Genomic DNA, 20,755 nt, shown 5'->3' with positions numbered 1-20,755 from the left:
GGCTCAGCCTCTCAGCGTGCCACCGGTTGCCTTCTCGACATTGGCAATGATCTTCTTTGCCACGGCGTCGATTTCCTCGTCCGTAAGGGTCTTCTGACGCGGCTGCAGTGTCACGTCGATGGCGACTGACTTCTGGCCCTCCGGCACACCCTGACCTTCGTAAATGTCGAATAGCGTGACATCGCTGATCAGCGTCTTTTCCGCGCCACGAGCCGCTTTGAGCAAGGCCTCGGCCGAAATGTCCTTGCCGACAAGGAACGCGAAGTCGCGTTGAACCGGCATAAGGCCACTGACATTGAGGGCACCCTTGGAACGGCCACCCTTGCCTTTGGGTTCGGGCAACGCATCAAGGAAGATCTCGAAGGCGACCAGCGGTCCTTCGATGTCGAGCAGCTGCAGCGTGCGCGGATGAACTTCACCGAACACCGCCAGAACGTTTTTCGGGCCAAGCTTGAGACAGCCGGACCGGCCCGGGTGGAACGTCGCCGGGGCATCTGCAGACACCATCAGTTTGTCTACCGGTGCGCCGATGGCCGCCAACGCTGCTTCGGCGTCCGCCTTGGCGTCGAACACGTCAACGGCCTGGGAAACACCCGACCAGTGCCGGCCGGAACCCTGAAGCTTGGCAGACCCGCGGCGCACGCCGGTTGCGACCATCTTCTGGCCTTCCGGAGTATCGTTCTCGAACACCTGACCGACTTCGAACAGGGCGACGTTGCCATAGCCCCGGTCGGCATTGCGCTGTGCCGCCAACAAAAGGCCCGGAAGCAGGCTCGGGCGCATGTCGGACATCTCGCTGGAAATCGGATTGGCCAGCGCAAGCGCAGCGCTGCCGCCACCGAAGAGTTCAGCGTGATCCTTGGCAATGAACGACCAGGTAACCGCTTCATTGAAGCCACGGGCGGCCAGTGCCCGGCGCGCCTTGTTGCGGCGGATCTGTCCGGTGGTCAGCACCTTCTGGCCGACGGTACCGGTGCGCGGCAGTGGTGTGAACGGAACACGCTCCAGACCGATGATGCGCACCACCTCTTCCACGAGGTCGGCCTTGCCTTCGATGTCCGGTCGCCAGCTGGGCGCGGCCACCTTGACCGTGTCACCGGCGCCTGAGATCCAGAAACCGAGCGACTTCAGGGTGACGTTTGCTTCAGCAGGCAGAACATCGACGCCGGACAGGCGCCTGATTTCCGAATAGGGGAAATCGATGATGTTGCTGGTATCCGGCACGGAGCCGGCCTGCACCGTTTCGGACGGCTCGCCGCCGCACAGGTCCATGACCATGCGCGTGGCATATTCCAGACCCGGCATCATGTAGTTGGGATCGACACCACGTTCGAAGCGATAGCGTGCATCCGTATTGACGCCGAGCTTGCGCCCGGTGGCGGCAATGTCGTCCTCGTCCCAAAGGGCGGATTCGATCAGCACATTGACAGTCTCTTCCGTGCAGCCGGAAGGCTCGCCACCCAGGATGCCGCCGAGACTTTCAACGCCGTTGTCGTCGGAAATGACGCAGATCGTGTCATCGAGTTCGTAGCTCTTGCCGTTGAGGCCGTCGATCTTCTCGCCCTGCTTTCCGCGGCGGACAACCAGATTGCCGTGAACCTTGTCGGCGTCGAACACGTGCAGCGGCCGGCCCTGATCGAAGGTGATGTAGTTGGTCATATCGACGAGGGCGTTGATCGGACGCAAGCCGATGGCGGTCAGGCGGTCCTGCAGCCATTTCGGCGAGGGGCCGTTCTTCACGCCCTTGACCAGGCGCAGGCCGAAGGCCTTGCACATCGGCTTGGTGTCGCCGAAATCGAGCGTCACGTCGACCGGGCAGGGGAAACTGCCGCGAACCTGTTCGTTGCTGCGTTCCTTCAGCTTGCCGAGGCCGGCTGCGGCAAGATCACGGGCAATGCCGTATACGCCGGTGCAGTCCGGGCGGTTCGGCGTCAGGCCGATTTCGATGACCGGCTCATCCAGGCCGGCCCATTCGGCATAGGCCATGCCGACCGGTGCATCCGCCGGCAGGTCAATGATGCCGTCATGTTCGTTGGAAAGTTCCAGCTCGCGCTCCGAGCACATCATGCCGAAGCTTTCCACGTCGCGGATCTTGCCGACGGAAAGCGTGACATCAAGGCCGGGAACATAGTCGCCCGGCTTGCCGAGCACGCCGACAAGGCCGGCGCGGGCATTCGGCGCACCGCACACAACCTGCACCGGGTCGCCCTCGCCGGTGTCAACCTTCAGGACGCGCAGCCGGTCGGCATTCGGGTGCTGTTCGGCTTCCAGAACCTTTGCGATTCTGAACGGCTTCAGGCGGTCGGCGCGGTTGGTGACTTCCTCGACTTCCAGTCCGATCAGGGTGAGACGTTCAACGATCTCTTCCAGGCTGGCGTCGGTTTCCAGATGCTCCTTGAGCCAGGAAAGGGTGAATTTCATCTTTCGATCTCTTCAAACTTGGTGCGGTCTCAGGACCGCGAAACGGGACGTGGAGGCCTCAGTTGCCGAGCCGGTCCACTTCGGGAATGATGGTCGCAGCGCCGTAGTTTTCGGCAAAGCGGCGGCCGATGTCGGAAAAGTCGCGGGTCCAGCCGCGCACGATCTCGGGCGTGATCTGCTGTTTGGTGGCAATCGCCTGGGCAGCTTCCGTCTCGATCCGGTCCCGCAGGATGCCGAGTTCGACCTGGGCGGCATATTCGGCCCGGTACTTTCCGAGCCAGCCCATGGCGACAATCAAAACCATCACCAGAAGGGCCGCGGTGCTGGTCAAGCCGGCCCACTTGGCGGTACCGCCGATCCGCCGGTCGCTGGCGATCAGAACGATCGAAGCAATGGTCAGGAACGCCACGATATAGATTGCCTGCAGGAAGCTCTGGTACTTTTCGGCCGAGCTTGCCTCGTGGCCGGCACGCAGACGCGTGATCCGGTCACGGAGATAAAGCAGCGCATCGGCTTCGGTGCCCAGCTTCTCCCGGAAATAGGTATCGCAGAACCGCAGCCGGCCCCGGTTCTCGATCTTGTCCGCGCAGGCCTCGAGGAACGAGGTCGGCGTCGCGACGCGTGTTTCCTGGTCGCTGGTCTGCGCGGCTGCCGGCAACAGGGCGGCAACGGTCAGCATGGCGGCAAGAACGATGCGGATCAGCAATGACATGATGGCGCCCCCAAATTCAGGCGGTTAACTGGACAGACCGCCGAACAGTGTCGGCAGGTCGAGTGGGCGGAAGCCGTAATGCTGGATCCAGCGGACGTCGGCGTCGAAGAAGGCGCGCAGGTCCGGCATGCCGTATTTCAGCATCGCGATGCGGTCGATCCCCATGCCCCAGGCAAAACCCTGGTAGACATCCGGGTCGAGGCCGCAGTTGCGGATGACGTTCGGATGAACCATGCCGCAGCCGAGAATTTCCAGCCAGTCTTCGCCCTGGCCGATCTTCACTTCGCCGCCGGACCGGTCACACTGGATGTCGACTTCCATGGACGGTTCGGTGAACGGGAAGAAGCTCGGACGGAAGCGCATCTTGATGTCGTCGACTTCGAAGAAGGCCTTGCAGAATTCCCGCAGCACCCATTTCAGATGACCGAAATGGCTGTCCTTGTCGATCACGAGGCCTTCCACCTGGTGGAACATCGGCGTGTGGGTCTGGTCACTGTCGCAGCGATAGGTCCGGCCCGGAATGATGACGCGGATCGGTGGTTCCTGATTGCGCATGGTGCGGATCTGCACCGGCGAGGTGTGCGTGCGCAGCAGCAGCCGTTCGCCGTCTTCCTTCGGATTGAAGAAGAACGTGTCGTGCATCTCGCGCGCCGGGTGGCCTTCTGGAAAGTTCAGCGCGGTGAAGTTCAGCTCGTCGGTCTCGATGTCCGGGCCTTCCGCAATGGAAAAGCCCATGTCGGCGAAGATCGCCGTCAGTTCGTCGATGACCTGGCTGACCGGGTGAATACGGCCGGTCTCCGCCGATGTTGCGCGCAGCGGCAGGGTGATATCCACCTTCTCGCTGGCCAGCCGTGCTTCCAGGGCCGCTTCCGCCAGCACATCCTTGCGGGCGGCGATGGCGTCGGTGACCTTCGCCTTGAGGCCGTTGAGGGCAGGGCCCATCACCTGGCGCTCTTCAGGCGTCATCTTGCCGAGCGTTTTCATCTGCTCGGAAATTGAGCCCTTCTTGCCAAGGGCGGCAACGCGGATGTCTTCCAGGGCGGCTTCGGTCCCGGCGCCTTCGATGGCGGCCAGAAGATCGGATTCAAGTGTGTCGAGGTTGGACATGCGTACTCGGTCGTCGGTTCGCGCGGTGCGCGCGGAGGTGTCGAAACAGAAAGTCGGGGTCTTTTAGCGAATAATGGCGGTGATTGCCACGGCCTCATGCGCATTATTGCGTGAGTTCCCGAAGAGAAGAAAAGCGCCGGAATTAAAGCGCGTTAGCGCGTAAATCGACCGCAGGCGGGGCCCTGCAGCTCGATGAGGCGCACGTCGATCCCGGAGAGAGGCTGAGAGCCACTGCAAAGGCCGGAACGGCGGATATGTGCGGTAAGGTCGCTCATGGGGCGTCAATGTAGCGAAAGGCGAGGCGTTGGCAAGCGGAAAAGGAGAGGCAGCCTTGCGCCTCAATCTGGCCAACACGTAGCGGCGAGCCCCTAGGCACCGGAACTCAATCCCCACCTGGGCGTTTACCCTTGAACTCCCTGCTGTTTGCCAACGTCCGTGGACAGAAGGGCGTGGGCAGGCAACTGAGGGGGTAACATGGCACGTGGAAGAGATGCGGGCAGTCCGGAAAAGATCCCGCCAATGGGCTGGTTGGATATCAGCTACCGGGTGTGGAACGCGGTCCAGCGCGACCACATCGACCTGATTGCCGCCGGCGTTGCCTTCTACGGTCTTCTTGCGATCTTCCCGACCATAACTGCGTTCACGGCACTGTCAGGGCTTGTGGTTGAACCAGTTGAGGTCAGTCGTCAGCTTGAAATGATCGAGAACTTTCTGCCGAAGGAGGCGTCGCAAATCATTCTGGCGCAGGCCGCAGATGTAGCGGGCAGCGAGAATGCGGGGCTCGGCTTCGCCTTCGTTATCGGTCTGGGCATCGCGCTCTATTCCACCTCCAAGGGCATGGCCAGCCTCATGGAAGGACTTAACATCGCCTATGACGAGGTTGAGAAGCGGGGCTTCATTGCGCTGAAAGCCCGAACCTTCGTGATGACGATCCTGCTTGTTTTCGCTCTGGTGCTGGGGTTGGTGTCCGCCCTTCTGCTGCCGGTTGTCTTCAGTTATCTCGCCTTGCCGGACTGGTTGGAGAAGGTCCTGTCATCGGCCCGCTGGATCATCCTGGGATTTCTGACCGTCACCGGTCTTTCCTTCGTTTACAGGTTCGGGCCGTCTCGAACCGATGCCAAATGGAAATGGATCACGCCCGGGGCAGTCATCGCCTGCCTCCTGTGGCTTGCCGCGTCCTACGGGTTCTCGGTCTATGTGGCGAACTTTGCCAGCTACAACAAAACGTTCGGCAGCCTTGCCGGCGTCATCATCCTGCTGATGTGGCTCTGGATTTCGGCGTATATCATCTTGCTCGGGGCCGAGTTGAATGGCGAGATGGAAGCGCAGACCCGCCGCGACAGCACCGTTGGTCCGGACCGGCCAATGGGCACACGTGGTGCCGTGAAGGCCGACATACTGGGCAAATCCATTGCAGGTGCCGAGTAGATGTGCGCGATGAGCGAAAAACGCTCACGCCTCTACCATATCGGCTCCTTTCGGTCTGCCGATGGAGCCTTGCAGCTCTTCCCGCAGCCAGTCGCCGAAAGCCTTCTTGGCCTTTGTCTGAGGGGCGTTTTTACCGCTGACCAGCCAGTAGGCGCTGCCCGTGGCGGGGCGCTCGGGGAAGGGGGCAATCACCTGGCCGGACTTCACTGCATAAACCGCAAGCGTTTCCCAGGCCAGAAACACCCCGTGGCCGGCGATTGCCGCATCCAGGCACAGTGAACCGTCTGAAAAGGTCGGGCCGTCCTGCAGGATGCTCTCATCGAGGCCGAAGAGATCAAGCCACGTTTTCCAGGTAAACATTTGTCCGGGGTCACGGATGATCGGCAGCTTGCCGATGTCCTTCGGCACCTTGATCTGTCTGGCCAGCGCCGGGCTGCAGACGGGAAACACCCGCTGGTGCAGCAATTGCTCTGCCTTGACGCCCGGATAGGGTCCCTTGCCGACACGGATACACAGATCGACATCGCTCATGTCCGGATCGACCAGATCCACCGTCGCTTCTACCCGAACCCGGATGCCTGGATGCATCTTGTTGAAGTTCTTGAGATGCCAAACCAGCCATTTTCCGGCGAAGACCGGGGCAACCGAAATCGTCAACGCATCTTCCCGTCCGCGCTGGGTGGTGGCGATCGCGGTCGAGAGCGAGGACATGGCGCTGGTCAGATGTGGCTGCATTGCAAGCACATGAGCAGTTGGCAACAGCATACGGTTCTGCCGCTCGAACAGCTGCACGCCAAGCTGGGCCTCGGTCTTGTGAACCTGCTGGCTGACGGCGCCCACGGTAACGCCAAGTTCGTCCGCGGCCGCCTTGACAGAGCCCAACCGGGCGACGGCTTCCACGGCGCGAAGGCCGGAGAGGTGAATGCGATTGAGGTTTTTCATTTTAGAAAAGCTAAACTGAAAATCAGAATAAGTCGATTTTTTTAGCGAGTAGTGGCGTCTATATAAGGAGCATAGCTAAATTCAAAGAAGGAATTTGGCCATGCAAAAAACAATAATAAGGAGAATGAAACTCATGATGAAACTGTTTATGCGCCGACACCTGACGGCTCGTCCGGCTTCCGCATATGACCGCACCGACCCGATGTCCCATCCGGCAATCGTGCGCATGTCCCAGCGTGAACTGGCCGACCTTCCGCTCAACCGGCGCTAAGGCTGAAGACCGGCTGAAAGGCCGGTCCCCAAACCTTCCTATCGACCCTCCGCAAGGACAGGCCGGTTGGACAAGACTTCCAAACCAGAAAACGGCGCCTGGGCGGCAAGCCCGGCGCCGTTTCTGTCTTTGGGAGGCAATCCCGCATTTTAGTGCGTTCGCTATCTTGCCTGGTGATCAGGTCGACCGGCTTCCTGTCCGGTTCGGATCAAATGGCGACCGGTTGCCTGTCGGCATATTGCGCGACGCCATGGCCGAACGACCAGTTCTCAAGCCTTGTCTCGACCAGGTTGATGAAGATGTCTTCGGAACGGATGCCGACTTCGCGGGCCAGGCCCTTTGCGATCCGGGCAAACAGCGCTTTCTTCTGGTCGACGCTGCGGGTATCGCTGACCGTCAGCTGGATGATGATCAGGTCGTCCGACCGGTCGATATTCATGAAGTGGCGGCCGAACAGGAAATCTTCGCGTGGATGTTCGGTGATCATCATGAACTTGTCGTCCTGCGGCACGCCGAAGGTCTCGCGCATTGCCTGATAGATCTCGTCCAGGATTGCTGATTTCTGTGCAGCGGTCCTGGAGCCTTTCAGCAGGGAAACATTGGTAAGCGGCATCTTGTCCTCCGTCATTCGGTGATGCTGCCAACCTTATTGTGGCATCAAAGATAACAGAAACAAATCTTTGATATTTCAAAAATCATAAATTAGAATGATTGCATGACCGATCTCGACATGGATCTCTTGCGCGCTTTTGTTCGAGTTGCCGAAACAGGCAGCTTTACCCGGGCAGGACAGATGACGGGGGCAAGCCAGTCTGCTGTCAGCGTCAAGATCAAGAAACTGGAAGACCGTCTCGGCAGCGCCTTGCTCAGCCGATCGCCCCGGTCCGTCCGATTGACGAGCTTCGGTGCTCGTTTTTTAAGTGACGCCCGCAGTCTGATCGATCTGCATGACAGGGTGACGGCCCGCGTTTCAGGTCCTTCCGTTCAAAAGCGGCTTCGGTGCGGTATCAGCGATCACGCGGCGGGTGGCCGCCTCCCGGAGATTATCGCCTCCCTCAGCAAGGCCTTGCCGGAACATCGTCTCCATGTTGCGGTCGGTTATTCGGATACGCTGTACAACGACTTCAAGGCAGGTCTGTTCAGCGCGATCATGGTGCGCTCTGAGGACGTCGAGGGCACGGGTCACATGGCTTTCGAGGAAAATCTCGTCTGGACAGCCGCCAGGGATTTCACCTGGGAAACCGGTACGCCGTTCCCCTTGGTGGCGCTTTCGGAAACCTGCGCCCTCCGGCGCCTGGCAACTGGCACGCTCAAGGATGCGGGGATCGTTTTTGAAGACGCCTTCACCGGCACCGGTGTCGGCGCAATACAGGGGGCGGTCAGCGCAGGGCTCGGCATTGCCTGTCTCGACCGGCGAAATATTCCGGAGGGATGCCGCGAAGTCGGGGAACTCTATCGGCTGCCAGAATTGCCGAAAACAAGGATGACGCTCTTCTGCCGGGAAGACCCGACAATTGTTTCGGCTATCCTTCAGGTCTTCCGGGATGCGGCGTAAGCGCTCTCCCGGGGCGTGTTGATCAGCTCAGAAACGAACTGATCAGGCCTTCTTCACGAACTCTGTCAGGATGACGATCCGCTGATCGTTCACGCGGCCTTCGATCTGGGAGGCATTGTCCGCAACAAGGGAGATGTTGCGCACGGCGGTGCCGCGCTTGGCGGTGAAGTTGGCGCCCTTGACCTTGAGATCCTTGATCAATGTCACCGTGTCGCCCGCGGCAAGAACAGCACCGTGCGTATCCTTGTGGACCACGCCGTCGTCACCTTCGCCCGCGCTGCCGCCAAGGCCGGCCTTGGCCCAGGCAAGCGTTTCGTCGTCCAGATACAGCACGTCCAGAAGATCACGCGCCCAGCTCTCGTCGCGCATTCTGGAAAGCATGCGGTAGGCGACAACCTGAACCGGGGGAACCTGGCTCCAGGCGGCTTCGTTGAGGCAGAGCCAATGCTTCGGGTCGATATCGGCGGCACCTGAAATCTGGTCGGCACATGTGGTGCAAGCCAGAACCGCCATTTCGGCCGTGCCATCCGTATCGGGGCCGACATCCAGCGGCCGCAGCGCCTCGGTAGCGCCGCAGAACTCGCAAACGTCGCCGGCGCGGTCGGAAAGGGTCTGTTCAATACTCATGGCAAGGCCTTGCTGGGATTGGCGCGGCGCGCCAATCGGTTTCTCACTCGTCCATCTTCAGGGCCTGGATAAAGGCTTCCTGCGGGATCTCGACCTTGCCGAACTGACGCATCTTCTTCTTGCCGGCCTTCTGCTTCTCAAGCAGCTTGCGCTTACGGGTGGCGTCGCCGCCATAACACTTGGCAGTCACGTCCTTGCGCAGGGCGGAGATGGTCTCGCGGGCGATCACGCGGCCACCGATGGCAGCCTGGATCGGTATCTTGAACATGTGCCGCGGGATCAGCTCTTTCAGCTTTTCGCACATGGCGCGGCCACGGCGTTCCGCCTGGCTGCGGTGCACGAGCACGGAAAGCGCATCCACCGGCTCTTCGTTGACCAGGATCGACATCCTGACCAGATCGCCGGCCCGGTAGTCCGAAATCTGATAGTCGAACGACGCGTAGCCCTTGGAGATCGACTTCAGGCGATCGTAGAAGTCGAACACGACTTCGTTGAGCGGCAGGTCGTAGGTTACCATCGCGCGGGAGCCGACATAGGACAGGTCGATCTGAAGACCGCGCCGTTCCTGGCACAGTTTCAGGATGCCGCCCAGATACTCGTCCGGCGTCATGATGGTTGCGCGGATCCAGGGCTCGCGGATTTCGGAAATCTTCACCACATCCGGCATGTCAGCCGGGTTGTGAAGTTCGACTTCCGCACCGTCCGTCAGGGACATCTGGTAGACCACCGACGGCGCGGTCGCGATCAGGTCGAGGTCGAATTCGCGGTAGAGACGTTCCTGGATGATTTCCAGGTGCAGCAGACCGAGGAAGCCACAGCGGAAGCCGAAGCCAAGAGCTGCGGATGTTTCCATTTCAAACGAGAACGAGGCATCGTTGAGGCGCAGCTTGCCCATGGCAGCGCGCAGATCCTCGAAGTCGTTCGCGTCGACCGGGAAGAGACCGCAGAACACGACCGGCTGAGCCGGCTTGAAGCCCGGAAGGGCTTCCGTGCAGGGTTTCTTTTCCAGGGTGATGGTATCACCGACACGGGTGTCGGCCACTTCCTTGATGGACCCGGTGATGACGCCGATCTCGCCGGCCTTCAGCTCGTCCACTTGCAGGAATTTCGGGGTCATGACGCCGACGCGGTCGACATCATAGGCAGCGCCCGTACCCATCATCTTGATCTTCTGGCCCCGCTTCAGGGAGCCGTCGATGACACGGACGAGCACCATCACGCCGAGATAGGTGTCGTACCAGCTGTCGACCAGCATCGCCTTCAGTGTCGCTTCCGGGTCACCTTCCGGAGGCGGCAGCTTGGAAACGATCGCTTCCAGCACGTCGTCGACACCAAGGCCGGTCTTGGCGGAGATCATGCAGGCTTCTGACGCATCAATGCCGATCACGTCCTCGATCTGTTCCTTGATGCGGTCCGGTTCGGCCGCAGGCAGGTCGATCTTGTTGAGGACGGTGACGATCTCATGATCGTTGTCGATGGCCTGATACACGTTGGCGAGCGTCTGGGCTTCCACACCCTGAGAGGCGTCGACCACCAGCAGCGAGCCTTCACAGGCCGCCAGCGAGCGGGACACTTCATAGGCAAAGTCCACGTGGCCCGGCGTGTCGATCAGGTTCAGCGTATATTGTTCGCCGTCCTTGGCATTGTAGATCAGTCGCACTGTTTGCGCCTTGATCGTGATGCCGCGCTCGCGTTCGATGTCCATCGAATCGAGCACCTGCTCGGTCATTTCGCGGTCGGTCAGCGTGCCGGTCATCTGGATCAGGCGGTCGGCCAGCGTCGACTTGCCGTGATCGATATGAGCCACGATGGAAAAGTTGCGGATGTTGGAAAGCTTCTTCGTCGTCATGGCCGCCCCTTTACCATTGCAATTCGATTTCGCCTAGTAGATTGAAGCCTTCGGGCGTTGAATTCCGGTGCTTTTTTGCACCCTCGGGCGAATGCCGGGTTTCACCGCTCCGACAGGGATATGGCGCCTCCGGCAAATGACGTAGCCCGCAGGTGACATTTGTCGTGGCAAATCAACCTCAAAGTGTGATCTAGATTGCAGCGGCACTGATGTGTCGAGCAGCCTGACAAGAGAGCATGATGTTGATCCGTAATGCAGAACCGAAGGATGTCCCGTCGATCCTGGCGCTTTATAACCAGGCTGTGCGCGAGACGACGGCTGCCTGGACAAATCGTGAGGAAACGCTGGACGACAGGCTGACCTGGTACGAAGGCCGGGTAAAGCAGGGGCTGCCGGTTCTGGTGGCCGTGGACGATGCAGATACTGTTCTCGGGTTCGCCAGCTTCGGGCCGTTCCGGCCTCGCGAAGGGTACCGTCTGACGGCGGAACATTCCGTCTATGTCGACCCGGCGGCACAGCGGCGCGGCATTGGGAAGGCGCTTCTGGAGCGGTTGGTCGACATTGCCACCGACATGAAATTACATGTGCTGGTCGGCGTCATCGACGGGGACAATTCTGCCTCCATCGCCCTTCACGAGAAACTTGGTTTTCATGTTGCCGGCCGTCTGCCGGAAGCCGGCACCAAGTTCGGCCGCTGGCTGGATCTGGTCTTCGTTGCCAGGGTTCTGGGGCCGATGCAATCGCCGAACGCCTAGGCGTCACCCAGCCGGTCTCAATTGGCCGTCAGCACCGACCGGCAGTCATTCGGCAGGGCTGCCAGAGCCATGGGCCGTTTCTTGACCACCTTCGGAGGTTCTCCAGGCTTGGGGGGATTTTTGGGAACCCAGGGTTCGTCGGACAGCCAATAGGCAAGGTCCGCGCCACAGCCATCGCCCGGGGGCGGCGGGTTCTGGTTCTTGCAGCCGGCACTGCCTGCAGGGCAGGAAAGGCGTACGTGGAAGTGATAGTGGTGCCCCCACCACGGCCGTACCTTGCGCAACCAGGCGCGGTTGCCGCCCTTCTCGAAATCGCACAGAGCTTTCTTGATCGTCGGGCTGACGAAGATGCGTGCAACACGCTGGTCCGATGCGGCGCGCCGGATCAGCCGAGCATGGTCATCCGACCATTTCCTGGGGTCGACACGCCGGTCTGCACCCTTGACGTCCATCGGACCGATCAGCATCGAAATAGCGGAGATGTCTTCGCGTTCCTGGGCGGTCAGGCGCCGGTTCGGCATTTCCGTCAGCCAGATATCGGCATCGAGGCCAATCTGGTGGCTGGCATGGCCGGATGTCATCGGCCCGCCGCGCGGCTGCGCGATATCGCCGACAAGCAAACCGTTCCAGCCGACCTTGGGGGCATCGCTCGCCAGATCCTTGAGATAATCGATCAGGACAGGGTGGCCCCAATTGCGATTGCGCGACAGGCGCATTGCCTGCCAGGTCGGGCCGTCCGTCGGCAGTTCCGCTCCGCCTGCGAGGCAACCCTTGGCGTAGGATCCGATCGAGCGGGCTTTCAGTTGAGCGGGGCCGGTGGCGGCGCCGAAATAGTCTCGTGCCGGCTGGTCCCCATAAAGCACCAGCTTGGGCTTGTTCGCGACATAGCCTTCCGGCACATCGCGCTTCTTTACCGGGACAGGCACACCTGCAACCAGTTCGACGGTCGGCGAATAGTCCTCGGAGACAGGATCGGCCGGTTTGGCTGTCGGCACCGGCGCGGCTGACGCAACGAGACAGGATACCTGGAACGCGGCTGCAAATGCCATGAAGCCGGACACCGAGGGTGCCCAGCGATTTCGCTTGCCTGTTTTCCCCGTTCTCACGTCGAAACCTCGTGCGCCAGTCTGGGTGTTCCGCCGTCGTTGCTCCCGCCGCGACGATCACCTCACTCGTCAGGCAGCATGCACTAAATCGGGTGCTTCCGCATCCGATTCGCTATTATCCACATGCGCCGCGATCATGTCGGCGAACGCGTCGAGGAAAACAGTGTTGTCGCGGATCACCCTGTCTGCAGCACCATTCAGCGTGATGATGTTGCCGGGACGGGCATTGTCGATGTCTTCGGCTTCCGGTGGAAGATCGGCGTCGAGCCTGTGATAGGTCACGTTCGGCAGTTCTGCAAAGAGCTGCCGTGCCTGATCGGAGGTCGTCTGGCTTTGCGCGTCGGCCAGGATCGACATCAGCGGCGCGCCCTTGGAGGGCTGCAGCCAGCCGAGGGCACCCCAGCCAACGGCGTCCTTGTAAAGGAACGACCGTGCCGGTGCCCTGCCGGTGCCAAGCGACAGGATGACGATCTCGTCGTCGCCCCAGCCAAGATTGCGGGCTTCCAGATACGCTGCCACTGTCGGGTCTTTCATGAAGACCGTTCCATCGATCAGGGCTTCCTCGCGCCGGCGACTGAGATTTTCAACGCGTGCCGGTTCGAAATACGAGGGGGTGGCGGTGGTCGCACGCACAGCCTGCCAGAAGTAGTAGTCATCCGGCCGGCCGCTGCTTGCTTCAAGGCCGTTTGTCAGGAACACAGGCTTGCGCTGTTCCAGATCGTAGGCGGTCAGGACAAGATGGGTCAGGCCACTGGCCATGGAGGTCCAGCCGAAGCGTTCCTTCAGCAGCTTTTCAAGCGGCCGCGGATCGTAGGTTTCATCGAACAGGCCAAGCGAACTGGTGACGGTTCTGGCCAGTCGTGCCGAGATTGATGATTTGAAGATTTCCCGCGCGTCGCGTTCGAAGAAGCTGCGCAGCTCATCAATGGTCGCGGCAGGTGCGCCAGCGGTGCCGCCTGGGCGCGGGGCGGATAGGCCTGCAGCAATGAGGCCGCCGGTAGAAGAACCGGCCATCAGATCGAAAACCTGGTGCAGCGGCTCGCTAACGCCGCGCTGGCTCAATCGGCTTTCAAGTGTCTCAAGCAGCCGAAGCGGAATGAGGCCACGAATGCCGCCGCCGTCAATGGAAAGAATAAAACGTTTTTTCTGGGTCATGGGATTCCCCGGGATCGTCGCAATGGAAGGCGCTACATCTCTCCGAGAAGACGGGAGACGCTTTTTGCTTACCTTTAGAATGTTGTCATCAATTGCGACACTGCAATGGCAAAGCGAAAAACAGGTGGACGATTTTTCGAAATTGGCGAGCAAGAAGTTAAACCGACTTCGCTAATCTGCGAAGACCGACCGCAGTTTTCCTTTTCTTGCGACGGCAAGCAGCCTGCCCGGGTGCCGGATCACGAAATATTCACCAGGAAACTGGAAATGGTTTCAACCAGCAGGTCCGGGCATTCCCTGTGAGGCGTGTGCCCTCTTCCTTCCAGGATGACCTTTTGTCCGCCGGTGCTATTGGCGATGTGTTCCGGGTGGCGGATTGATCCGTATTCGTCCATTGCGCCGTGGATCGCAAGGGTGCTGCAGCGGACACCGGCAAGCGCATCGTCAAGGGACCAATGGGCGAAGGCGGGCGAAAGCCATGATTCCGTCCAGGCATCCAGCACCCAGCGCGCCTTGTCGCCGTGATAGAGCGCAAGTCTGTCGAACGCGCCTGGATCGGCAAATGCGGTGCGGGCTTCGCGGACACCTTCCAGGGTGCGGTCCTCGATAAGCGCTTGAGCGGCAATCGTGACCAGGGCCGTGACCTTCTCGGGATGCTGTGCGGCCGTATGCACCGCCATGCCACCACCGACGCTATGCCCACAGACAACAAATCGCGTGAGGTCCAGCTGCTCGCACAGCGCGGGCACAACCGTTCTGCCTTCATCCGCAATGAAGCTTGCGGGCAGGATGTCTTCGCGCACCGACGACTGGCCGAAGCCGGGCCTGTCATAGGCAATCACGACCCGTCCGCTGGCCACGGCAAGGCGCTCGGGAAAATCGCGCCAGAGGGCGATACAGCCAAGAGAATCGTGAAACAGAAGCACCGGCACCTTGCCGGGCAAACGAACTTCAGGTGTCCAGCAGCGAACGTGAACGGTGTAGTTGCCGACCGTGACGGCGCGCGTTTCGACATGGACGGTGCCGGACAAGAGAGTGGTCAAAGAAGAAAACCTTTCCATTCGCATTGAAGGGCTGTGCCGGAAAACGGCGGAACGGTCTGTCAGGATTCGCATGGGGGATGCGGTTTCCTGCCGAGGCTTATCGCAGGCCATGCACCTGCAACAAGCCTCTCTTTTCGAACTAATCTGTCTTGGCTCTTTATCCCGCGCGGTCTTTCGGACTAGGATCGTGCCGATTTTCCAACCTTCACAGGAAGTTCCATGAATATCGATCTGCTTCGCCGACTTTGCGAAACGCCGGGTGTACCGGGTCACGAACACCGGGTCCGCGACCTGATTCAGGCGGAAATCAAGGGCTTGTTCGACGAGGTTACCGTCGATCCGATGGGTTCGCTGCTTTGCCGCCGCGACAGCCGCAAGGCTTCCAAGAAGGGAACCCCGAAGAAGGTCATGCTTCTGTGCCACATGGATGAGATCGGCTTCCTGGTGTCACATGTCACGGACAAGGGCTTCGTTCACGTGCAGCCGGTTGGTGGCTTCGATGCCCGTAACCTGTTCTCCCGCCGCGTGCTGGTGTCTACCGATGAAGGCGACTTCAAGGGGGTGATGAACCCGGGCGGCAAGCCGATCCACATCTCTTCTCCGGAAGAGCGCAAGAAGGTGCCGGAGCCCAAGGAATTCGTCATCGACATGGGCCTTGGCGAAAAGACCAAGGAGATCGTCAAGGTCGGCGACATGGTGACCATGGACGAGCCGCTGATCGAGGTCGGCGACAAGGTCGTCTCCAAGGCGCTCGACAACCGCATCGCCTGCTGGCTCGGCATCGAGGCGATCAGGGGTCTGGGCAAGGCCAAGCATGATTGCGAAATTCACGTCGCCTTCACCTGCCAGGAAGAAGTCGGCCTGCGCGGCGCGCGCACCGCGTCCTTCGCCATTGCGCCGGATATCGGGCTTGGCATCGATACCACGCTTGCCTGCGACACGCCGGGCGTTCCCGAGCAGGACCGCACCACGGTGCAGGGCGAAGGCTTCGGTCTGCACGTCAAGGATTCCAGCTTCATCGCGGACCGCGATCTGGTGAAGGAAATCGAAGCCATTGCGGTCAAGGAAAAGATCCCGTTCCAGCGCACCATGCTGGCGGCTGGTGGCCAGGACGGCGCGGCTGCCCAGCAGGCGGCTGCCGGTGCCAAGGCAATCGGCATCGTCGTCGGCACCCGCTACATCCACACGGTCACTGAAATGATCGACAAGGGTGACCTTCAGGCGGCTCTGGACATCATCGTCGCCTACCTGAAAAAGGCGTAAGGCATGGAAAAGGGGAGCTCGGCTCCCCTTTTTAAGTCAGGTGTCAGATCTGGCTTTTTCCAACGTGCGTCATTGCCGGACTTGATCCGGCAGTCCGGTCCAGCCCACGTCCCAACCGGAGCGTACGCGGAAGGGCTGCCTGCTCAGGCTACCAGGCCGAGGAGGTTCGAAACCTGGTCGCCGGTGCCTGCATAAAGCTCGCTGACGGCAGCGCTCTGGTAGCTGAAGGAGCCGTTGTCGAAGTTGCCTTCGATGGAAGAGGCGTTTGCGGAGCGGACGGACAGCCCGGTTTCGCTGTCGTAGGACACCCGCTCGAAGGATACGAACTGCGCTGAAACGGTTTCACCACCGATTTCAGCTTCAATAGTGGTCGTTGAAATCGTCGCGCTTTCATAGGCGACATTCGCCGAAGCGCCGCTTTCCTCTTCACCAAGAGCCACCTTCAGTTTGCCGGCGGTCTTCTGATAGTCCTCGACGGTCGCCAGCGCGCCGTCCTTTTCCTTGTCGTCGTCCTTGCCTTTGCCTTTTTCGACCGCATCCTGAAGGGCGGCGATCACGACCGCGTCTTCCTCGGCCTGTTTGCTGGCTGCTTCCAGAGCATTGACGGCGGGGGACTTGTCGTGGCCATTCCGCTGGCCGATCTCGTGGCCGTAGGCGTTGCCCTTGGGATCGTTCTTCGGGCCTTCAGCGCCGCCATTCGAAAAGGAAGCCGTAAAAAGGCTCGCGCTTTGCGTAGTGGTTTCGATGGAAATCTGCATGGCTTCGGATCCCGGCTTGTCCGGCCCTTTCTGGTCCGGCACAGTTGCAGAAAGCATCCTGCAAAACCGTTAACAGGCTATTAACCAATGCAAGACCGTCTTCAGACCGGCATTGCCGGGCCAAATGCCTTTTCCAGAAACCGCCCGCCCAGCACCATGCCGCGCTCGTCGATCGAATGGCCGAGGCCGGCCAAAAGGTGCAGGCTTGAGGAAACCCCGGCATCGTCAAGCGCCTTTTGTGCTGCCTGGGCATGATAGCTGGCAACGACATCGTCTTCCTCGCCATGAACAATCAGCACCGGGCTTTGCGTGTTGACCGGACCCAGCTGGCCGGCTCCCGGCAACAGTCCGGAAAAACCGATCAGGGCCGCTGGCGGAGACGGGCGGCGCAGGCCGCATTGAAAGGTCATCATGGCTCCCTGGCTGAAGCCGACCAATGCCAACGCGCTGCCGTCCAGCGAATGGCGGGCCAGTTCGTCGTCCAGAAACCGGTCGAGCACCGGTTGGGCGGCCTGCGCGCCGAGGCGGTATTCATTGGGATCGCGCTCTTCGAGCGCAAACCATTGCCGTCCGCCGAGCGCTTCGAAGGGAAGGTGTTCAGGAGCGTTCGGCGCAACGAAAGCCGCATCGGGAAGCTGTCCCTGCCAGGCGCGCCCGAGGTCGATCAGGTCAAGGCCATCCGCGCCGTAGCCATGCAGGATCACAACCAGCTGACGAGCGGGTTTGCCGGAGGCCGGTGCAAGACGTGGACCGTCGAGAAGGGGAGGAAAGGTGCCTGTCACTTTTGGGGAAACCTGATTATTCGGCTGGTGTCTTCCGGTCTGCCGCCTCGGAAGGTGACGGCAGTCTTTCCTGAAGACGCATGAAGGGAAGGGCGATCAGCATGGCGGCGAGGATCAGCACGCCTGCCAGGGCAAACGGCGCGCCGGGAAAAGAAATCGCCGCATCAGGACCTGAAAACGTGGCAAAGACCTGGGTCATCACCAGCGGGCTCACCACCATGGAAAGGCCGGCGGCACTGGCAATCAGGCCCTGCAATTCGCCTTGCGCATTGTCCGGGACACGGACCGACATCAGACCGGTGAAGGCAGGCGTTGCCATCGCACCAAGCGCCGCGAACGAGATCAGCAGATAGGCCATCCAGCCGGTATCGGCGACGGCGAGACCGGCAAAGGCCACGAGATTGGCGGCCAGCCCGATGAAGAGTGTCCGGCCGGGCCCGAGCTTTGGTTCCAGGACACGGATCAGGTATCCCTGAACGAAGGCAAACCCGACACCGACGGCCGCAAGTGACAGACCGATGTCTCCGGGGCTCCAGGCGAAGACCTCCTCCGCATAGTAGCTCCAGACGGACGGGTAGACGTAATGGGCGATGTCGAACAGGAAGATGGCCAGAAGCAGCGTGCGCACCGCCGGATAGGCGGCGATCTGCTTGAAGGCCCCGAATGGATTGGCCCGTTTCCAGTCAAAATCTCTTCTGTTTTCGTCCTTCAGCGTTTCCGGCAGCATGAAATAGCCGAAGAGGAAATTGACGAAGGAAAGGCCTGCGGCGGCATAAAAGGGCGCACGCGGTCCGTATTCGCCGAGGTAACCGCCGATCATCGGCCCGAGTACGAAGCCGACACCAAATCCGGCCCCGACAAGGCCGAAGTTCTTGGCCCTATCTTCCTTGGACGACACGTCGGCAATGAAGGCTGATGCGGCCGAGAAGGTTGCTCCGGCAACACCTGACAGGGTTCTGCCGATGAACAGCACGGCCAGATGCCAGGAGAAGGCCATGATCAGGTAGTCGACAGCCATGGCGAACATGGACACCAGCAGCACCGGACGGCGGCCAAAGCGGTCGGACAGATTGCCGAGCGTCGGACCGAAGGCGAACTGCATCAAGGCGTAGACGACGCTCAGTGCACCGCCCCAGCGGGCGGCTTCGCTCACAGGCAGCGAGGTGAGTTCGGTCAGGAGCGAGGGCATGACCGGCATCATCAGGCCGATGCCCATGGAATTGAGAACCAGCGTGACCAGGATGAACCCCAGCGCGCTGCGTTTGGAGATACCGGACCGCAACTCTTTTCCCGCCAATCCCGTCAGCTGAAGGAGGGTGACCTTATCCGATTACTCGGCGGCCACCAGCGCCGGCTGTTCCCAGTTGCCCTTTTCGATATCGGCAATCTGCTTGTCGATCTGGGCAACCACGAACCGGGAGAACGGCCCCAGATGCACATAGAGCGCAAGCATCATCATGACCGGCTTGATCGCCCTGAAATTGGTGAAGGCGGTCTTGATCAGGGTTTTCCAGAAGGGCCCGCGATAGGTGGTTTCCTTGAAGGTCATTGCCAGGATAAGACGGCCGAACAGCTTGATATCGTGGAAGAACCCGGCGCCAAAGATCGAGCCGTTAGCGCCGCTCATGTCGAGCATGGAAGCCACCTTCTGAACGCGGCCGAAGTAGGCTTCCGGACCATAGACCCGGTCGATGACCTGCTTGAAGTCTTCCAGGATCTGCGCGCGCGGGCGCACTGTGGTGAAGTTGAGCCCGGCGGTGCACTGATCGCCATGTTCCGTATCCGGATCATCGGTGGCGAAATCCGCATGCAGACGGCCTTCCTTGGCGAGCCGGCGCGTCAGCTGGGTGTTCGGCAGGGCATAGAGCAGACCGGTCATCGCGACAGGGATTGCGGCCTCCTCGATCAGTGCCGAGATCTCGTCCGCCACCTTGTCGCTTTCCTCGTCGAAGCCGACAATGAAGCCGGCCAGCACGAAGATGCCGGCATCGTAAATCTTGTGCACGCTCTTGGCGATGTCGCGGCGTGTGTTCTGTTTCTTGCGTGTCGCGACCAGAACGTCCGGGTCCGGGCTTTCGATGCCGATGAAGACCGAGAAATATCCGGCCTGCTGCATCATCTTCAACAAGGCTTCGTCATCCGCCAGGTTGAGGGAAGCCTCGGTCGACATTTCGAACGGGTAGCTGCGTTCCTTCTGCCATTTCGCCAGTTCGGGCAGGAAGCCCTTCACGGCCTTCTTGTTGCCGATGAGGTTGTCATCGACGAAGTCGACGTGACCCCGGTAGCCAAGTTCGTACAGCCGGTCGAGTTCGGCCAGCATCTGGTCGTTGGTCTTGGTGCGCGGCACCCGGCCATACAGCTCGATGATGTCGCAGAATTCGCAGGTAAACGGGCAGCCGCGCGAATATTGCACGCCGATCTGGACATAATCGTCGAATCTCAGAAGGTCAAAGCGCGGTACGGGGCTGGAGGAAACGTCTGCCTTGAATTTCTCGGCCGAGAAACGGCCGTTGCGGACACCTTCCTTCCAGGCGTCGACAAAGGTGGTGAGAATGCCTTCGGCTTCCCCAAGGACCAGGAAGTCGGCCGCTTCATAAACTTCCGGAGAAGAGGTTGCGTCCGGACCGCCGACCACGACGGGAACATTCTTTTCCTGCGAACGGCGGATGACGGCGAGGCAATCGGCCTGCTGGGGCAGCATGCCGCCGGTCATCACCATGTCGGCCCAGGCGAGATCGTCGTTCGTCAGGGCGCCGGTGTTGCGGTCGATCAGCCGGACATTCCAGTTTTCCGGCAGCATTGCCGCAACTGTGATCAGGCCGAGAGGAGGAGCGGGATATTTGGCGCCGACCATTTCGCAGGTCGCACCATAGTTCCAGAATGACCCGGCATTGAAGCGCGGATACACCAGCAGAACATTGCATTCCGACATTAACGGTCCCTCCAAACGGACACTCGTTCCCAACGGCGACACCGTAACA

The 20,755-nt window shown here is 60.6% G+C and carries 19 protein-coding genes; 5 read left to right on the top strand and 14 right to left on the bottom strand.

Features of this window, described 5'->3' with window-relative positions:
* Positions 1-3: 3 nt before the first annotated feature.
* Genes pheT through pheS form a run of 3 tightly spaced genes read right to left on the bottom strand, consistent with a single transcriptional unit; the run spans position 4 to position 4,240 of the window.
* Positions 4-2,421, bottom strand: coding sequence for a phenylalanine--tRNA ligase subunit beta (gene pheT / locus B0E33_RS08150; RefSeq protein WP_022999680.1), 2,418 nt, complete (start codon positions 2,419-2,421; stop codon positions 4-6).
* Positions 2,422-2,479: 58 nt separating this feature from the next.
* A complete protein-coding gene (locus B0E33_RS08145) occupies positions 2,480-3,133 on the bottom strand; it encodes a hypothetical protein (protein ID WP_022999681.1) in 654 nt (217 codons plus the stop codon).
* A gap of 24 nt (positions 3,134-3,157) precedes the next feature.
* Entirely contained in the window at positions 3,158-4,240 is a 1,083-nt protein-coding gene (gene pheS / locus B0E33_RS08140) for a phenylalanine--tRNA ligase subunit alpha (RefSeq protein WP_077290901.1), read from the bottom strand.
* A gap of 474 nt (positions 4,241-4,714) precedes the next feature.
* Here pheS and B0E33_RS08135 point away from each other — a divergent pair, with 474 nt between their 5' ends.
* Positions 4,715-5,668 carry a YihY/virulence factor BrkB family protein gene (locus B0E33_RS08135; protein WP_031268882.1) on the top strand — a complete coding sequence of 318 codons (954 nt, stop codon included), beginning with the start codon at positions 4,715-4,717 and terminating at the stop codon, positions 5,666-5,668.
* A 24-nt stretch (positions 5,669-5,692) separates the two neighbouring features.
* On the opposite strand, the gene B0E33_RS08130 is transcribed toward B0E33_RS08135, so the two are convergent.
* On the bottom strand, positions 5,693-6,610 hold the full coding sequence (locus B0E33_RS08130; RefSeq protein WP_077290900.1) for a LysR substrate-binding domain-containing protein: 918 nt from the start codon (positions 6,608-6,610) through the stop codon (positions 5,693-5,695).
* 133 nt (positions 6,611-6,743) lie between these two features.
* On the opposite strand from B0E33_RS08130, the gene B0E33_RS31095 reads away from it, so the two are divergent.
* Positions 6,744-6,881, top strand: a complete 138-nt coding sequence (locus B0E33_RS31095; protein WP_167579506.1) for a hypothetical protein — start codon at positions 6,744-6,746, stop codon at positions 6,879-6,881.
* Positions 6,882-7,089: 208 nt separating this feature from the next.
* On the opposite strand, the gene B0E33_RS08125 is transcribed toward B0E33_RS31095, so the two are convergent.
* Positions 7,090-7,494, bottom strand: coding sequence for a tautomerase family protein (locus B0E33_RS08125; RefSeq protein ID WP_077293188.1), 405 nt, complete (start codon positions 7,492-7,494; stop codon positions 7,090-7,092).
* Positions 7,495-7,596: 102 nt separating this feature from the next.
* Between B0E33_RS08125 and B0E33_RS08120 the strand changes: the two genes are divergently transcribed.
* Complete coding sequence (locus B0E33_RS08120; RefSeq protein WP_055657405.1) at positions 7,597-8,436, top strand: LysR family transcriptional regulator; 840 nt, start codon at positions 7,597-7,599, stop codon at positions 8,434-8,436.
* Between the two features lie 42 nt (positions 8,437-8,478).
* On the opposite strand, the gene B0E33_RS31360 is transcribed toward B0E33_RS08120, so the two are convergent.
* Positions 8,479-9,063, bottom strand: a complete 585-nt coding sequence (locus B0E33_RS31360) for a PhnA domain-containing protein (RefSeq protein ID WP_077290899.1) — start codon at positions 9,061-9,063, stop codon at positions 8,479-8,481.
* A gap of 43 nt (positions 9,064-9,106) precedes the next feature.
* Entirely contained in the window at positions 9,107-10,912 is a 1,806-nt protein-coding gene (lepA, locus tag B0E33_RS08110) for a translation elongation factor 4 (protein ID WP_022999689.1), read from the bottom strand.
* Between the two features lie 236 nt (positions 10,913-11,148).
* Between lepA and B0E33_RS08105 the strand changes: the two genes are divergently transcribed.
* Positions 11,149-11,667, top strand: coding sequence for a GNAT family N-acetyltransferase (locus B0E33_RS08105; protein WP_228148068.1), 519 nt, complete (start codon positions 11,149-11,151; stop codon positions 11,665-11,667).
* A gap of 17 nt (positions 11,668-11,684) precedes the next feature.
* On the opposite strand, the gene mepA is transcribed toward B0E33_RS08105, so the two are convergent.
* The 3 genes from mepA to B0E33_RS08090 all read right to left on the bottom strand — a co-directional run bounded on the left by mepA (position 11,685) and on the right by B0E33_RS08090 (position 14,971).
* Entirely contained in the window at positions 11,685-12,716 is a 1,032-nt protein-coding gene (gene mepA / locus B0E33_RS08100) for a penicillin-insensitive murein endopeptidase (protein WP_022999691.1), read from the bottom strand.
* 126 nt (positions 12,717-12,842) lie between these two features.
* Positions 12,843-13,928, bottom strand: a complete 1,086-nt coding sequence (locus B0E33_RS08095; protein ID WP_022999692.1) for a patatin-like phospholipase family protein — start codon at positions 13,926-13,928, stop codon at positions 12,843-12,845.
* A gap of 239 nt (positions 13,929-14,167) precedes the next feature.
* The gene (locus B0E33_RS08090) at positions 14,168-14,971 is read right to left on the bottom strand and encodes an alpha/beta fold hydrolase (RefSeq protein ID WP_062491963.1); all 804 of its coding nucleotides are present in this window, start codon (positions 14,969-14,971) and stop codon (positions 14,168-14,170) included.
* A gap of 219 nt (positions 14,972-15,190) precedes the next feature.
* Between B0E33_RS08090 and B0E33_RS08085 the strand changes: the two genes are divergently transcribed.
* Positions 15,191-16,234: a M42 family metallopeptidase gene (locus B0E33_RS08085; RefSeq protein ID WP_062490583.1), complete on the top strand. Its 1,044-nt coding sequence runs from the start codon at positions 15,191-15,193 to the stop codon at positions 16,232-16,234.
* Between the two features lie 143 nt (positions 16,235-16,377).
* On the opposite strand, the gene B0E33_RS08080 is transcribed toward B0E33_RS08085, so the two are convergent.
* From B0E33_RS08080 to B0E33_RS08065, 4 genes are read right to left on the bottom strand one after another with little or no spacing between them, the layout of a single operon-like run.
* A complete protein-coding gene (locus B0E33_RS08080; protein WP_077290898.1) occupies positions 16,378-17,049 on the bottom strand; it encodes a hypothetical protein in 672 nt (223 codons plus the stop codon).
* A gap of 44 nt (positions 17,050-17,093) precedes the next feature.
* Positions 17,094-17,774, bottom strand: coding sequence for an alpha/beta hydrolase (locus tag B0E33_RS08075; RefSeq protein WP_062490581.1), 681 nt, complete (start codon positions 17,772-17,774; stop codon positions 17,094-17,096).
* Between the two features lie 16 nt (positions 17,775-17,790).
* Positions 17,791-19,056 (bottom strand): TCR/Tet family MFS transporter, encoded by a 1,266-nt coding sequence (locus tag B0E33_RS08070; RefSeq protein ID WP_077290897.1) that lies wholly within the window; start codon positions 19,054-19,056, stop codon positions 17,791-17,793.
* Between the two features lie 48 nt (positions 19,057-19,104).
* Positions 19,105-20,706 carry a B12-binding domain-containing radical SAM protein gene (locus B0E33_RS08065; RefSeq protein ID WP_055657417.1) on the bottom strand — a complete coding sequence of 534 codons (1,602 nt, stop codon included), beginning with the start codon at positions 20,704-20,706 and terminating at the stop codon, positions 19,105-19,107.
* Positions 20,707-20,755: the final 49 nt, after the last annotated feature.

The sequence above is a fragment of the Roseibium algicola genome (assembly GCF_001999245.1).
GTDB classification, from domain to species: Bacteria; Pseudomonadota; Alphaproteobacteria; order Rhizobiales; family Stappiaceae; genus Roseibium; species Roseibium algicola.
Note: the sequence above shows the minus strand (reverse complement) of the source record. Positions and strands in the feature narration are given on the sequence as shown.

Coding starts and splice junctions, on each gene's coding strand:
- pheT (WP_022999680.1), bottom strand. CDS start 2,421: ATGAAATTCACCCTTTCCTGGCTCAAGGAGCATCTGGAAACCGACGCC.
- B0E33_RS08145 (WP_022999681.1), bottom strand. CDS start 3,133: ATGTCATTGCTGATCCGCATCGTTCTTGCCGCCATGCTGACCGTTGCC.
- pheS (WP_077290901.1), bottom strand. CDS start 4,240: ATGTCCAACCTCGACACACTTGAATCCGATCTTCTGGCCGCCATCGAA.
- B0E33_RS08135 (WP_031268882.1), top strand. CDS start 4,715: ATGGCACGTGGAAGAGATGCGGGCAGTCCGGAAAAGATCCCGCCAATG.
- B0E33_RS08130 (WP_077290900.1), bottom strand. CDS start 6,610: ATGAAAAACCTCAATCGCATTCACCTCTCCGGCCTTCGCGCCGTGGAA.
- B0E33_RS31095 (WP_167579506.1), top strand. CDS start 6,744: ATGATGAAACTGTTTATGCGCCGACACCTGACGGCTCGTCCGGCTTCC.
- B0E33_RS08125 (WP_077293188.1), bottom strand. CDS start 7,494: ATGCCGCTTACCAATGTTTCCCTGCTGAAAGGCTCCAGGACCGCTGCA.
- B0E33_RS08120 (WP_055657405.1), top strand. CDS start 7,597: ATGACCGATCTCGACATGGATCTCTTGCGCGCTTTTGTTCGAGTTGCC.
- B0E33_RS31360 (WP_077290899.1), bottom strand. CDS start 9,063: ATGAGTATTGAACAGACCCTTTCCGACCGCGCCGGCGACGTTTGCGAG.
- lepA (WP_022999689.1), bottom strand. CDS start 10,912: ATGACGACGAAGAAGCTTTCCAACATCCGCAACTTTTCCATCGTGGCT.
- B0E33_RS08105 (WP_228148068.1), top strand. CDS start 11,149: ATGATGTTGATCCGTAATGCAGAACCGAAGGATGTCCCGTCGATCCTG.
- mepA (WP_022999691.1), bottom strand. CDS start 12,716: ATGGCATTTGCAGCCGCGTTCCAGGTATCCTGTCTCGTTGCGTCAGCC.
- B0E33_RS08095 (WP_022999692.1), bottom strand. CDS start 13,928: ATGACCCAGAAAAAACGTTTTATTCTTTCCATTGACGGCGGCGGCATT.
- B0E33_RS08085 (WP_062490583.1), top strand. CDS start 15,191: ATGAATATCGATCTGCTTCGCCGACTTTGCGAAACGCCGGGTGTACCG.
- B0E33_RS08080 (WP_077290898.1), bottom strand. CDS start 17,049: ATGCTTTCTGCAACTGTGCCGGACCAGAAAGGGCCGGACAAGCCGGGA.
- B0E33_RS08065 (WP_055657417.1), bottom strand. CDS start 20,706: ATGTCGGAATGCAATGTTCTGCTGGTGTATCCGCGCTTCAATGCCGGG.